Origin of the sequence: Anaerobacillus alkaliphilus (assembly GCF_004116265.1) — a bacterium.
GTDB lineage: Bacteria > Bacillota > Bacilli > Bacillales > Anaerobacillaceae > Anaerobacillus > Anaerobacillus alkaliphilus.
This window is the reverse complement of sequence record NZ_QOUX01000042.1, coordinates 51,460-65,770: the sequence shown is the minus strand read 5'-3', so window position 1 is coordinate 65,770 and position 14,311 is coordinate 51,460. Positions and strand designations below refer to the sequence as shown.

Sequence of the window (14,311 nt, the reverse complement as noted above, 5' to 3'; positions counted from 1 at the left end):
GTCAGACTAATCTCCTCTCAAATTTGAAATAAGCCTTATTAAATACGAATTTAGTTTATCTTTTTCTATGTCACTAAATCCCTTTAAGGATGCTTCAATAGTTTCATTACTTACTTGTTCAAGCTTCGGCAAGATTACTACACTTTCATTTGTTAAAGCAATAACCTGAGCCCTTTTGTCCGTAGGATGTGATAGTTTTTCAACAAACCCTTTTTCAACCAAGCGATTAATTATTCCTGAGACGGTTGGTTTATCCATATCTAAACGTTCGGCAATTGATACTGCTGTAAACCGTTCGAGTGGGGCTCCACTTTCTTGTTGCATTTGTAAATCTTTTATTACCGCAAGCTGTGAAACAGTAAAATTTTCTTCATCTAATCGCTTCTGTAAATTGTTCTTCATCAATTTTGCTGAAAGCTGAATTAAGTAGCCAGTATTCATATCTCTCACCTCCATCCTTATTAGTTAGTACACTAACTATAATATACCACAAAAAATAGTTAGTACACTAACTTTTTTTGTGTCAAAATAAAAAACACTAATTGGATTAGTGTTTTTTATCAGGTTTATAGATAAATTCTCCCCAAGATATAGTACGATCTAGGGGACCGATAGACCCGTATCCTCCGGTAAAGTAGCTTTCCCCTACTTCGTTTCTTAAATGAAAATAAGGCATTAACCTAAGTAAACTATCACCTGCCGCATCTATCATTTCTGGTGTAAATGGAAAGTATATTACCATGCTACGCTCTTCTAGAGTTTCTGGAAAGAATAGATTTTCACCTACAAAATCTTCTGAGCTATTGTTGTATTGATCAGTATTGCTAGTATAGTTATATTGAACATGCTCTTCAAAATAATTTGGAGGCATCCCCGGTAACCAAAATCCTATCTCCTCTAAAGAATGACCTGGCTTTCCAGTAAGAGTAATCAAAAAACCGTTTGGAGTATCAAAATTTTGATCAAGGAAGAAATACATGAGGCCCTGCATCTCCCACAGCTTTTCAATACCTATTTCTGGTTTTAGGTGGTACTGATAGTTATTGTCTATAGGAAAATTCCGCCGCTTTTGATTATTTACTAATGAAATACGATTAAGAGAATACATTGTATTTACCGAATCCTTTAGTGTAGTAGTAGAAATACTGCCTTCTTCTGCAAAGCTAGCGCCATTTAAGTAAAGCTCTATTTCGCCTTGAATATTTCTATCATACCAATCGTATTCGTGAGGAATTCGTAATTTATATTCACCACCAATAGCTGATATAATATTTCCTTCTTCATCAAAAAGACTTATTTCATTTAGTACTGGCGTTTGTTCCCATGGGTATGTTTTGATCCAACGTACAGGTAGAGTCATTGGAACAAGAAGGCTTCCTTCTTCTACTACTAGCAACTCAACTCCAACCTGTTTCTCAGGATAAACTCCTCCTCCTACCGGCGCTTCACTATTCCACCAAATAAAAAAAAGTAATAAACAGCTTATTACTATGATTGGAGCCCATTTTCTCATTTTTGTTTACCCCTCTTCTTAAGAAACTCTCATCCTCATTGTATTATATTTACAGTACGTAGGACTATAAGATTTTTAAAAGGCTGTTTTCGCAAAGTTTGTTGCTTTAGTAAAAATCCCAAAAGACAGATTTTTACACAAACTACCTAAGAATTTACTACTAATTTAGTAAGTACTGCTCTTTTCTAACATAATTTATTGGCTGATATCTTCATCTAAGGTATTTTTTTGATTATTTTAAGATAAAAAAGCCACAATGTTTACGAAAAGAGCCTATTAATAACACGAAAAAACTGGTACTCCATTTCGGAACACCAGTTTTTTTATTATCCTAAATATGCTTTTAACATCCAGACATGTTGTTCAAGTGAGGTTTTTATTCCAATAAACATATCGGCAGTTGACTCATCGCCAGCTTCTTCTGCAAGCGCAATTGTTTCGTTTGACTGTGCAATCACTTTTTCAAAATCTGCTGCAAGAATAGCAACCATTTCTTTTGCCTCTTCTTTACTAGTAGCTTCTTCAATTGAGGAAGCTGCTAAATACTCTTTAAGCGTAGCAAGTGGTTTCCCCTCAATGGTCAAGATGCGCTCTGCAATTGAGTCAATGTATGTTGCTGCCTCTGTGTAGTATTCTTCAAATTTCGTGTGTAACGTAAAGAATTCAGGACCAGTAACATACCAATGGTAATTGTGTAACTTCGTGAATAGTACGTTCCAATTTGCTAATTGTGAATTCAGTGAACTAACCAATTTTTCATTTGCCATGTGTAAAACACTCCCTAACATCTTTGATAAATTAATCGTAACATAAATTATAATTATTATCAAATGATAAATAATATAATTTAGTAGAAATTGAAACAATTTATCCCTTTCATTGTTAAGATAACCTTAATAATGAGCTCTGAAACATCTTTTTTGTGTTATGTATTATATACTTCAACATTTTGATTTCATGTCCTATCCTGTTTTATGAACAATATATGACACCTATCATATATTCAAGAAACTACCGTTAAGGTACAATTGATAGGAGCATATTATTACTTGTATATATTACCTACTAATAAAAAATTAGGTGAGTATAATTACATCTTGTTTGCAAAAATCTAAAGAAAAAAAGGGATTGAACTATGACTAAAAAAATTGCGTGGGTTACAGATAGTACAGCTTATATAACGAAGGAATTAGAAAACAATCCAGATGTCTATGTAATGCCTTTAGCGATTATTTTTCCTGATCGCACATTCGAGGATGGAGTAGACTTAACAACAGAAGAACTCTATAGAAGGATTAATACTTCTAAGGAGGTCCCAAAAACATCTCAGCCTCCAGTTGGGAAATTTGCTGAGCTTTATGAGAAACTTAAATCGGAGTATGATCAAGTAATAGCAGTCCATGTATCCGGTAAATTAAGCGGTACAGTTGACAGTTCAAGGTCAGGGATGGAAATGGCTGAGTTAGATGGAGAAGTTGTTGATTCTTTATCAATGTCATACACCATTACCACTTTGCTTTACAAAGGTATTGAGTTAGCAAAGACTATGGATAATCACAAAGAGATCGCAGCAATATTGCGTGAAGAAGCATTAAATTCAGAGAAATACATTTTATTAGGCAGTTTAGACCAATTTCATAAAGGCGGTAGAATGTCAAAAACTGCTTTTTTATTAGGTAATCTACTTCAAATCAAACCTATTATCACAATTAAAACAACTGGTGAGTTCGACCTATTCCAAAAAGTTCGTTCAGAGAAAAAAGCCTCGAATAGAATGATCGAGTTAATAGCAGAAGCTGCTGATAAGCACAAGATAACTGAAGTACAAATTATGCATGGGAATGTATTAGATAAGGCTTTAGAGTTCAAGAAAAAAATTGAAGAACAATTCCCTCAGATGAACATTGTCGTAGGGGAAATAAGTTCAGCTATCGCCGTTCATGCTGGTGAAGGTACCGTAGCTTTAATCTGGCATAATGAAACAAAATAAAAAAACGCTGACATCCTCTAAAAGAGGGGTCAGCGTTTTTTTATAAGGCTCTTTTCGTAAACATTGTGCCTTTTTCACTCTAAAATAATCGAAAAAATACCCTAGATGAAAATATCCGCCAATAAATTATGTCAGAAAAGAGCAATACTTACTAACTTAGTTGTGAATTCTTAGTATTTTGTGTAAAAATCCGGCTTTTGGGATTTTTACGAAAGCAACAAACTTTGCGAAGACAGCCTTTTATAAATCTCGGTAATGAATTTTTTTAGGATGCAAGCCGTTCCCTAATGTTTGATATGCCCTATTCCCATGCGGATCTAACAATTCATTTTTTTCATGATATATTCTTGGCGTTCTCCAAAGCACGATTAACGCACGGATTAAAGGCATCTGATGATAGCGTTCTGGCCATCTCTTCAATATTTCTTCCTTTACTAACGGATAATACTTTGGATTCATCGCCGGAAACAAATGGTGTTCTGTATGATATGAGAAATTAAAATGCAAGATATCTACCCATTTCGGGACTGTTACCGAAAGACAGTTTGCTAATGGATCGTTTACCTCTACAAGAGGATTTAGGCGATGGTTAGTTGATATATAAGACATAACGATAAAATTTGCAATCAATATCGGTAACAAAAATGCATAAAACCACTTTTCTGGTCCAATTAGGAATAATAAGCCGAACCACGAGATCCAAGGTAATAATAATTGGAAAATAACCGCTGAACGATTTTTCACATGAAATTGTTTTAAATATAGTTTAAACATATTTAAAGAATGCAACGAAAACTGGACTGTTAAGAAAAGAAATTCGCAAAAGGAGCGAACTCCTAACGGCAATTTATATACCATACGAACAATGCGATATTTGCTGACTTCAGGAGCAGTTGGCCAAGCATCTGGGTCTTTTTCTTCATCTTGAGTATGTACGTGATGTTCCATATTGTGCCACTTTCGCCATAGTCGTGGTCCTGTACATAGTGGCCAAAAAAACACAGCTCCTAGAAAGTTGCGCAACCACGGCGTGCGAATAACAGTTCCGTGCAGTATCTCATGACCTAGAAAACCCATTGATGCATAGCTAAACCCTAATACTAGCGCTAATATTATTGTTACTATAAGCGGCAGTTGAACGAGACTAATTGCTAACAGAGTAACTATGACAATTAACAAGTAAGCTAGTCCACCTAAAAGTCTTGTTGGAACAGGTTGAAAGGCTTCCTTCGGTAAGGATTTGGAAACTCTTGCTGCATACCAACCAAACGTCTTAAGTTCTTTCATTCATATCGTTCCTTTCATATACAAACTATTGGTAATTAATCTCACTTATAATACCAATCTCAAACCCCAAACACAAATCCAGTAAAAAGTAATTAAAGCTGAAGAGGTTAATCTATACCTTTTAATCTTTTTAGAGAAGTAATAAACTCCTCAGGATGAGAGCAAACGTTGTATGGAAAAACACCTTGATTTGTATGTAAGTAAAGGGTACCGTATTTTTCCGTTGTTTTTCGATACGATACATCCAAAATACTTGATAACGGAAATGTTATCGTAGGTGTCACTATTTTTGTCTCATATAAATACAATTGATACTCTGTTTCAATATATCTTTGTTCAATCCCGATTACCTCTCGTAGAACTTTTACAAATGATTGTTTAGAAACTAAAGACAATGTAATCAATCCTTTTTGTTTTTCTAGTACCTCTATGTATGGATAAGGAGCATCAAATAAGTAGCTCCCTTTCATTACCTTACCATATTTTTACGTTCATCTATACTTTACTACCAAAGAGAGTCCATAATTTCACTGTTAATTAAATTAGTATCAATGTTACAGGTTTCAGCATCGATACCATACTGCCATATTGAAACATTTACGAAATCAGGAACATCTGGAGCGAACTCAGGTTTATTCTCTTTCGTTGTAATTCCAATGTAAGGCTCAGAACTATGCCAAACAGCCATCTCCTCGCCAATTGCTTCATTATTTCCTAGCGCACGTTCAAAGGCAGCTGTTAATTCCCTTCCTTCACCAAAAATTCCGTAAACCCCAGGCTTATACTGTGATGACTGAATTGTCTCAAACCAGCCCAAGAGAAAATCTGCATCAATCGGATACTCGGGTTCTACATTAGCGAATATATATACTCCTTCCGTCACTCCAATTGCCTCAGCGTAGGTTATTGCTGTCTCTGCTTCTTGCACGCCTTTCTCATAGGTTGTTCCATCAATAAAGTGATTATATATCGGAATAATCTTAATTCCTTTATCCTGTAAAAAGGCTACTTCCTCTTCACTTAACCCATAAGATACCCCATCTTTTGTTTCTAAATATCTACCGAAAGCTACAGGTTCACCAAAATTTGTTACAAAGCAATCATAAAAACTCTGATCAACCCTATCTGCAGAATCTAACCCCCACAAATACTCTTGACCGTTTGTATTTTCATTTGCTTCTTCTATATCAGAACCGTTGCTTTCATTTTCTTCCGATCCGTTATCATTGGTGTTTGTTTCGGTCTCATCGTGATTTCCATTTTCACTCTTTGATGCTTCATTTCCGTTTTCCTCGACTGTTACTTCCTCACTTACCTGGTCTACAGGTACCGAATGAGATTGGAGCATAAATAGAAAAACTGTAACTGCAAAAATCCCGACAACTGCCAACATTATATTTACATTTATATTTTTTAACAAGGTCATCCACTCCCATCACGGACTCTTCCTTGTCATCCTATGAAAATGACTATCCTTCGTGTGGGTAAATGACCGTTGTTCGTTTAGATAAGATGTGTGCCTATAAATAAAAAACTATAAACATGTTAAAATAAATGATACAATCTTTTTATATTTAGGTTATGAAAAGGAGCAAAAACATGTCTGAGCAAACAGAAAAGAAAAAAATATCACTTCAAGATGCAATCAAGCAACAGCTTGCTAATAAAAAAGCAGGAAATAGTAATCAAGGTAAAGGAAATTGGACGAACCAAACCCAGTCGATGAAAAGTCAGCAAACGAAAAAGATTAACAACCAAAGAAAACGCCAAGGAACATAATAGTAAACTACACCATAACAATACTTCCTGAGTATTGTTATTTTTATTTTGCAAAAGCTAATGGTTAAAAGAAAGGGGGAACATACGTGACAGTAAATGTGTTAGAAGAATTAAAACAGAAGTCTTACTGCATAAATGAATATGGTAAGTTGAGAAAAGTTGTTCTTTGTGAGCCAAGACATATGACAATCCGTAGTGTCATAAATGATACGCAAAAACATTTTAAAGATGTTGGGATTCATATTAAGACTGCCATGAGTCAACATCGAGAGTTTGTTCGCACTCTTGAAGATCAAGGCATTGAAGTAATACTATTATCCCCTGCCAAGAAATTTCCAGAGCAAGCTTTTACCCGTGACATTGGTTTTACACTCGGACATACTGTATTTGTTGCCGATATGGCTAATAAAGTCCGTCAAGGTGAAGAGGAAATCTTAAAGGACTGGTTAAAAGGAGAAGAAGTTTCATATTTTAATCTCGTTAGTGATCATATTGAAGGTGGGGATGTAATTATTGACGGTGATACCCTCTACATTGGGATTAGTGACCGGACTAACGAATTCACCATTGAACATCTCAGTATTTTATTACCTAACTTTAAAATTGTTAAGGTACCATTCAAAGCTAAATACTTACATTTGGATTGTGTTTTCAATATTATTTCACCTACTGAAGCACTCATTTATCGTGAGGGGTTTACCGGTAACGAGGTAGACCTGTTGGCCTCTCGTTTTGATCTCATTGACGTTATTCATGAAGAACAGTTCACTTTGGGTACTAATATCCTCTCGATCGGTGACAAAAAAATTATTAGCTTACCGACAAATAACAATGTAAATGAGCAGTTGCGAAAACGTGGATATGAGGTAATTGAGGTTCCTTTTAACGAAATTATCAAATCCGGTGGATCATTTCGTTGTTGTACAATGCCGTTAATTAGGGAAGCATAAAGATATTTCGTACTCCTGAAATGGACATATTTAATAATTGTTCTTTTTGGGTGCCAGGCACCTAGAATAAACAAACAAAAAAAGACTTTTTTCGGAATTACTTCCGAAAAAAGTCTTTAAATTTTAATTAAGCTTTGTTTACGTTAGCAGCTTGTGCACCACGGTTGCCTTCAACGATTTCAAAAGTTACTTTTTGGCCTTCTTCTAAAGATTTGAAGCCTTCACCTTGAATAGCTGAGAAGTGAACGAATACATCGTCTCCGTCTTCGCGCTCGATAAATCCGAAACCTTTTTCTGCATTAAACCACTTAACTGTACCTTGTAACATGTGTTTTCCTCCTGATTTGTGTGCCTTATTTATACACACTTGTTTAATTTTACTATCCTTGTTCATTTAAAACATTTGAGAGGAAAACTGTAACAGAAATCCATCTAACATTTTGTAAACGATCAAAAATAATTAACCTTAGTATAACATTAATCATAGAAAAAGAAAACCCTTTCTCTATAAAAAATTGAAATGCTTACCAACAACAATATCAATACTAATACATACATCTTCATAATATGTACATTCTAAGTAAGAGAGTAATTATCTGGGAGTGACAACTATGGTTACGCTAGCAACACTAATTATTAATGTTTTACTTTTTATCATGATCATAACTATCGATACAATATTGTATAAAGTCTCCTTTTTCACTTCCATTTACCTGCTTTTTACTATTCATATGAGCATGGGGAAAATATATCTGTTTTTGGCCACTATCTTTATGATTGCTTCAGCTATATTTATTGATATCCGCCGGATAAGAGGTCCACTTTTTAGAAAAGAGGAATAACAATTGCAAGCACAATTTGAAAAAATAAGTCTCTTTCAATTATACATACTCATTATCATCTTTCAGATTGGTTCTGCCGTTGTTGTTGGTGTAGCAAGAGAGGCGATGCAAGATGCATGGATTGCAATTTTAATTGCAAGTCTTATCGGTGCTGGTATTATCTTCGTATACTCATTTATCCTCTCATATAATATCGGGAAGAATTTATTTGAAATTATGGGACAACTATTCGGAAGATATATTGCCGTGCCAATTACGATCGTGTACGCTATTTATTTTTTTTATATCTCTTGCCGTGTACTGAGGGATTTTCTTGAGTTATTAATAACAACAATATTTCCAACCACACCGATTGAAGTGTTAGGCATTATCTTTATGCTAGTCGTAATCTATGGTGTGTATCTAGGACCTGAAGTAATTGGTCGTATTGCCGAAACATTCGTTCCTTATATCGCCTTATTTCTAGTTGCTACATGTATCTTTTTGTTAGCAGGGGGTGATGTTCTATTCTCAAATCTTCAGCCCATACTACCCGAAGGATTTGGACGAGTTATAGAGGCCCTATTTCCTGGTCTAATAGGTTTCCCTTTTGGTGAAGCAATCGTTCTCACAACAATTATGGCTTTAACCCATAAATTTCAACACGTATCAAAAGTAAGCGTAGCTGCAGTTATCTCTACTGGTTTACTGTTAGCAGTCATAAAAATATTTAAATTATCGGTGTTAGGGCCAATGTTAGCAGAACGTGCAACCTTCCCGCTTCTGAATGCGGCTCGTGAAATTTCCTTTGCACAGTTTATTGAGCGTATAGATCCTATTGTCATCTTTGTCATGATGTTAGGTATTTTTATTAAAGTTAGCTTGTTTTTTTTTGGTGGGGTGAAAGCTCTTGAATATGTTTTTCAAGTTCCTTACCGTTATTTCTGTATTCCACTCGGATTATCTATTGCTATTTTTTCAATTTTAATATCGGCTAACTATGCCGAGCATATTGAAGAGGGAATTAGATTCGTTCCAATGTACATGCATATGCCACTTCAAATAGGAATCCCAACTATAGTAGCTATTGTAGTCTTTTGGAAAAAGCATAGTAAAAAAGGAGGGGAGTCCAATGATAAAAAAAATGATGAAAAAGTTTCTCTCAACTAAAAATTCACCATTTCAAAATGAGCCAGAACAAAAAGTATTTCACCAACAGTTTAACGGTGACTTACAAATAATCGAGCAAAAACTGAAGCAGGCTTTTGGTAATACAGCAGATCTAATTATTGAAAATATCCAATTTGGTCAAAAGCAAGGGCTACTCGTTTATTTAAACACACTTACTGATTGGCAGGTTATTTCTAGCAAGATTTTGCTACCTTTAACCGAAGCTGCAAATCAACAAGAACAGGTTTTTACTGAGTCTGATTGGGTAGATTTTGGCCAAGAAACATTTTCTGGGGCAGAGCATACATTTATCAAGGAAGAGCAAAAGATTATTGACGATATCATTAATGGACAGGCAGTCATATTAATTGAAGGCTTCATTTCTGTCTTATCAATAAAAGTTCTATCCTTTGAAAATAGGGGGATTGAAGAGCCAACAACCCAAACAATTGTCCGTGGACCTAAAGAAGGATTTATTGAAAATATTCAAGTAAACCTCAGTCTAATAAGAAAAAAAATTAAAAACCCTGCACTTCGCTTTGAAGCTTTTACTGTTGGGAGTGAGACCTCCACTAGTGTTTACCTAGCCTACATGGATGGAATCATAAATAAAAAAATATTGCAAGAAATCCGAAAGAGATTGAACGACATTCAGACAAATGCAATCTTTGATTCTGGGATGTTAGAAGAATATCTCGTAGATAAAACATTTACTCCGTTTCCATTACTCTACAATACAGAAAGACCAGACACAATCGCATCCCATTTAATAACGGGTAAATTTGCCATTATTGTTGATGGCAGTCCATTTGTTTTAACAGCACCCACTACATTTAGTGATTTCCTCTCAGTAAGCGAGGACTATTATCAACCATTTTTAATGGGAAGTTTCATACGTATGATACGATATTTATCTTTTTTGATCGCATTACTCTTACCGTCATTTTATGTTGCCGTTATCACCTTTCATCATGAAATGATACCAACTCAATTGCTAATTAGTATCATTACACAAAGAGAAGGAATCCCATTTCCTGCTGTGATTGAAGCTTTATTAATGGAAATTACGTTTGAGGTGCTAAGAGAAGCCGGAATCCGAATGCCCCGAGCAGTTGGTGGAACGATCTCAATTGTAGGCGGTTTAGTAATCGGTCAAGCTGCTGTTGAAGCTGGAATAGTTTCCAATATCATGGTTATCGTTGTAGCTTTAACGGCCATTTCAAGCTTTGTAGCACCTGTATATTCTTTTGCAGTTTCAACACGGATCCTACGTTTCGGCTACATTATTCTAGCATCAATCTTAGGTTTATATGGAGTATTTCTGGGAATGATTTTCCTAGTTGCTCATTTAACTAGTCTTCGTTCGTTTAGTGTTCCCTATTTATCACCAATCGCCCCCTTTAAACTACAAGATCATGGCGATATTTTTGTACGTGTACCTGCATGGGCTTCAAAGAAACGCCCTTCTTACCTACAAACTGAAAAACCTTCAAAGCAACCTGACTACAATACTCCAACACCTCCGAAAAAACGAGGTGGCGCTAGTTGAAGTGGTATTTGGTTTTATTGTCAATATTACTTTTGTTAACTGGGTGCTGGGATTCTGAAGAACTAAATGAAATATCACTAGTGACAGGGATCGCCATTGACAAAGGGGAAAACTATAAATATAAATTAACCGTTGAGGTATTAAATCCACCTGCACTTCAAACAGAGAATGTGGGAGATCAATCAGCGTCAATTATTTTTTCTTTAGAAGGTGATAGTGTTGGCGAACTAGCCCGAAAAATGAACATAGGTTTTACACGTAAGTTAAAGTATTCACATATGAGAATTGCGGTTTTTAGTAAACAAATTGTTGAAGAAGGTATGCTCGAATTTATCGATTTTTTCGAGGCTGACCGAGAAATCCGAAATGATTTTAACGTTTTAGTAGTTGATAATGTACAAGCCCATGATGTGTTAAAAGTTACGTATCCAATTCAACGTAGTTCCTCGTTAAAAATTAATACACAAGCAGATACAATGGTCCAAGAATGGGGAGGAGATGTGGATAATCGTTTAAAAGACCTTATAAGAGCACTTTCCTCTACCGGTCGCGAGCCTGTTCTTACAATGTATAAAGTAGAAGGGGAAGTTGAAAAGGGGAATAGGCTTGAGAATATGGAAAAAGTAGAAATTGATACAATTGTTGTAATAGAAGGCCTTGCAATCTTTGAGAAGTTAGAGTATAAAGGAACTCTTCCTATCAAAGATATACGTAACTTCCTTCTGCTTCAAGATAAATTAAACAATACTTCCATCACAGCTGCCTGTGCAAACGACAAGGTCATGACAGCAAGGATTACTAGTTCAAAGAGAAAGATAAAAGCTGCTTATAAACAAGATATCCCACATATTAATATTGACATTGACCTCGAAGGTCGGATGGATCTAATACAATGTTCTGTTGATGTTACTATGTTGGATACGTATTTGGACATTGAAAACAAAATTGCTAAGGCTTTTGAGGGAGAAATTGAACAAACAATTGAAGTTCTTCAAAACGAATACCAGCTTGATATCTTTGGTTTTGGAGAAGATATGGAACGTCAAGATTATAAAAATTTCAAGAAAAATGAAGACAATTGGAATCAGGAATTCGCTAGAGCCAAGATTAATGTAGACGTTAAACTTAAAATAAGACGTTCCGGGTTAATTACAAACCCCGTATTTGAATATATTGAGTAAAAGTTCTCTTTTATCTCGTAAAAGAAGGTTTGATCTCTATTATCAAACCTTCTTTCCATTCACTTACTCCCACTTAAACGTCTTTGAAGCAATTGTAAAACAAACGAGGAACCAAGCAAGTAAAATAGTTGTTGGTAGAAACAGGTCACCCATCGTTGCTCCCACGTTCATTACTTCTCTTAAGACATTTGCTAGATGTGAGATCGGGATAAGCGCAATCACAGGCTGTAAGATATCAGGCATATTTGTGATTGGAAAGAAAATCCCACCTAAAAAAAACATTGGAAACGAAATAAATCCTGCGATTGGCGATGCATGTTCAGGAGTCTTTGCTAAGTTGGCAACTAAAAATCCTAATGACATAAACACAAGAATTCCTAAAATAAGATAAAACAATAACAAGAACCAACTCCCATTCATCTGAGCACCTAAGAGAAAAATCCCAACGCTAATAACTAAGATTGATTGAGTAATATTTAAGATTGCCCTTGCTGTAATTTGTGCACCCACAAATGTACTTGCGGGCAAACCTGTTAACTTCATTCTACGTAATACACCACGTTCACGCCAAGATGAAATTTGCGCTGCAACTCCATTTAAGTTACTAGATAAGATCATCAACGCTGCAATTCCTGGAACTAAGAAGTCTAAGTAGGTGAGATCTAGAGACTTTAATCCCTCACGTTCAACAAAGACAACTTCTTGGTAATTCGTTAACTGTTTATTTAATTGATCAACCGCTTGATCAATAATAGCAAACCCTAATTGAGCAATCGATTGGTTCGTTTCATCATAGTAGACTGATAAAATTGGAAGTTCTGCTTCTGTCTCAATCAACTGAGCAAAACCTTGCTGTATTTCAATAACAAACGAAATGTTTCCATCTTCAACTTCACGCTTCGCATCACCTATGTCATTCCATTCACTTAAGTTGATAGCTTCTACGTCTAGAAAAACATCTTTCATTATCAAAGAATAGTCACTCTTATCATGATCCACCCAAGCGACATTAATCGTTGTTCCAGTTCCACCACCAAGGAATAATCCTAACACAATCATTAAGAATAATGGAAAAAAAGTAGTCCAAAAAATTACTGCTTTATTACGAGCAAATAGCTTTAATTGAGCTAACGTTAACTGCCAGTATGCACTCATTCTTCTCGTAGGCTCCTTCCTGTCAACTGTAAGAATACATCTTCTAACGTAGCTCTTCTTGTTTGCAGGTCCTGAAGTTGTATGTTTTCTAATTCAGTAAATTTAATCAAAGCAATTAAACTTTCTTGTAAATTAGTCGTATAAAGAACAGCTTGGTCTTTTATTGTTGTAACCTTTGTAATATGGTGGAGCGACTCTAATGGTTGTACTTCATTCTCCCATTTGAATTGAATGGCCGATTCCATTTCAAGGGAAGCAATTAAATTATCCGGGGTATCCAAAGCCATAATTTTCCCCTGATCCATAATCGCTAAACGGTCACACAGTACGTAAGCCTCTTCCATGTAGTGGGTAGACAACACAATTGTCTTCCCTTGCTGCTTTAAATTAAGTACAATATCCCATAATGCCCTTCTAGCTTGTGGATCCAAACCAGTTGTAGGCTCGTCCAAAAAGATTACTTTCGGATCATGTATAAGTGCTAATCCGATGGCTAGTCTCTGCTTTTGTCCACCTGATAAACCTTTGATAGCAGCTTTTCTTTTTTCTGTCAGATTCATCTGCTCGAGTATTTCGTCAACTGGTTTTCTCTTTTTATAAAAGCTAGCATACATCCTAAGAATTTCTTCTACTTTTAAAAGATCAAACATAGATGTAGATTGAAGCTGAACACCGATATGTTCCGTTACTTTTTTACGGTCCTTTTTTACAGAGAGGCCACTGATAATAACTTCACCTTCATCAAAATCTCTTAGACCTTCCATCATTTCCATTGTTGTTGTTTTTCCAGCCCCATTTGGTCCTAATAGACCAAAGATTTCGCCCTCACTTACAGTTAAACTGACTCCATCGACTGCTTTTAAGGAACCGTAAGATTTTTTTAATTCTTTTACTCGAATCATTTCCATATATTCAC

At 35.4% G+C, this 14,311-nt stretch carries 16 protein-coding genes; 7 read left to right on the top strand and 9 right to left on the bottom strand.

The genetic code is table 11. The features are described from left to right. Positions 1 to 6 precede the first annotated feature (6 nt). The 3 genes from DS745_RS13195 to DS745_RS13185 form a co-directional block, all read right to left on the bottom strand. Complete coding sequence (locus DS745_RS13195) at positions 7 to 441, bottom strand: MarR family winged helix-turn-helix transcriptional regulator (RefSeq protein ID WP_161568263.1); 435 nt, start codon at positions 439 to 441, stop codon at positions 7 to 9. A 106-nt stretch (positions 442 to 547) separates the two neighbouring features. Further along, entirely contained in the window at positions 548 to 1,513 is a 966-nt protein-coding gene (locus DS745_RS13190; protein WP_129078703.1) for a hypothetical protein, read from the bottom strand. A gap of 326 nt (positions 1,514 to 1,839) precedes the next feature. Continuing rightward, entirely contained in the window at positions 1,840 to 2,280 is a 441-nt protein-coding gene (locus DS745_RS13185) for a Dps family protein (protein WP_241657815.1), read from the bottom strand. Between the two features lie 368 nt (positions 2,281 to 2,648). Here DS745_RS13185 and DS745_RS13180 point away from each other — a divergent pair, with 368 nt between their 5' ends. Continuing rightward, positions 2,649 to 3,503 (top strand): DegV family protein, encoded by an 855-nt coding sequence (locus DS745_RS13180; RefSeq protein ID WP_129078702.1) that lies wholly within the window; start codon positions 2,649 to 2,651, stop codon positions 3,501 to 3,503. 240 nt (positions 3,504 to 3,743) lie between these two features. Here DS745_RS13180 and desB read toward each other — a convergent pair whose 3' ends face one another. From desB to DS745_RS13165, 3 genes are all read right to left on the bottom strand, one after another. Next, positions 3,744 to 4,790, bottom strand: a complete 1,047-nt coding sequence (gene desB, locus DS745_RS13175; RefSeq protein WP_129078701.1) for a Delta(10) desaturase DesB — start codon at positions 4,788 to 4,790, stop codon at positions 3,744 to 3,746. A gap of 107 nt (positions 4,791 to 4,897) precedes the next feature. After that, positions 4,898 to 5,260, bottom strand: coding sequence for a hypothetical protein (locus DS745_RS13170; RefSeq protein WP_129078700.1), 363 nt, complete (start codon positions 5,258 to 5,260; stop codon positions 4,898 to 4,900). 35 nt (positions 5,261 to 5,295) lie between these two features. Beyond that, entirely contained in the window at positions 5,296 to 6,210 is a 915-nt protein-coding gene (locus tag DS745_RS13165) for a glycoside hydrolase domain-containing protein (RefSeq protein ID WP_161568262.1), read from the bottom strand. A gap of 179 nt (positions 6,211 to 6,389) precedes the next feature. On the opposite strand from DS745_RS13165, the gene DS745_RS13160 reads away from it, so the two are divergent. Then, entirely contained in the window at positions 6,390 to 6,569 is a 180-nt protein-coding gene (locus DS745_RS13160) for a hypothetical protein (RefSeq protein WP_129078698.1), read from the top strand. 86 nt (positions 6,570 to 6,655) lie between these two features. Beyond that, on the top strand, positions 6,656 to 7,519 hold the full coding sequence (locus DS745_RS13155) for a dimethylarginine dimethylaminohydrolase family protein (RefSeq protein ID WP_241657814.1): 864 nt from the start codon (positions 6,656 to 6,658) through the stop codon (positions 7,517 to 7,519). A gap of 127 nt (positions 7,520 to 7,646) precedes the next feature. Here the strand turns inward: DS745_RS13155 and DS745_RS13150 are convergent, their stop codons facing one another. After that, entirely contained in the window at positions 7,647 to 7,847 is a 201-nt protein-coding gene (locus tag DS745_RS13150) for a cold-shock protein (protein WP_129078697.1), read from the bottom strand. A 283-nt stretch (positions 7,848 to 8,130) separates the two neighbouring features. Between DS745_RS13150 and DS745_RS13145 the strand changes: the two genes are divergently transcribed. The 4 genes from DS745_RS13145 to DS745_RS13130 are packed head-to-tail and all read left to right on the top strand — an operon-like array spanning position 8,131 to position 12,240. Then, a complete protein-coding gene (locus DS745_RS13145) occupies positions 8,131 to 8,361 on the top strand; it encodes a hypothetical protein (protein WP_129078696.1) in 231 nt (76 codons plus the stop codon). A 3-nt stretch (positions 8,362 to 8,364) separates the two neighbouring features. Beyond that, positions 8,365 to 9,510, top strand: a complete 1,146-nt coding sequence (locus DS745_RS13140) for a GerAB/ArcD/ProY family transporter (RefSeq protein WP_129078695.1) — start codon at positions 8,365 to 8,367, stop codon at positions 9,508 to 9,510. Beyond that, positions 9,473 to 11,059: a spore germination protein gene (locus tag DS745_RS13135; RefSeq protein WP_129078694.1), complete on the top strand. Its 1,587-nt coding sequence runs from the start codon at positions 9,473 to 9,475 to the stop codon at positions 11,057 to 11,059. Before DS745_RS13140 ends, DS745_RS13135 begins: the two co-directional genes overlap by 38 nt. Further along, complete coding sequence (locus DS745_RS13130; protein WP_129078693.1) at positions 11,056 to 12,240, top strand: Ger(x)C family spore germination protein; 1,185 nt, start codon at positions 11,056 to 11,058, stop codon at positions 12,238 to 12,240. The genes DS745_RS13135 and DS745_RS13130 overlap by 4 nt, the downstream gene beginning before the upstream one ends. A 63-nt stretch (positions 12,241 to 12,303) precedes the next feature. Here the strand turns inward: DS745_RS13130 and DS745_RS13125 are convergent, their stop codons facing one another. Beyond that, positions 12,304 to 13,395, bottom strand: coding sequence for an ABC transporter permease (locus DS745_RS13125; protein WP_129078692.1), 1,092 nt, complete (start codon positions 13,393 to 13,395; stop codon positions 12,304 to 12,306). Next, positions 13,392 to 14,303 carry an ABC transporter ATP-binding protein gene (locus DS745_RS13120; protein WP_129078691.1) on the bottom strand — a complete coding sequence of 304 codons (912 nt, stop codon included), beginning with the start codon at positions 14,301 to 14,303 and terminating at the stop codon, positions 13,392 to 13,394. Before DS745_RS13120 ends, DS745_RS13125 begins: the two co-directional genes overlap by 4 nt. Positions 14,304 to 14,311 lie beyond the last annotated feature (8 nt).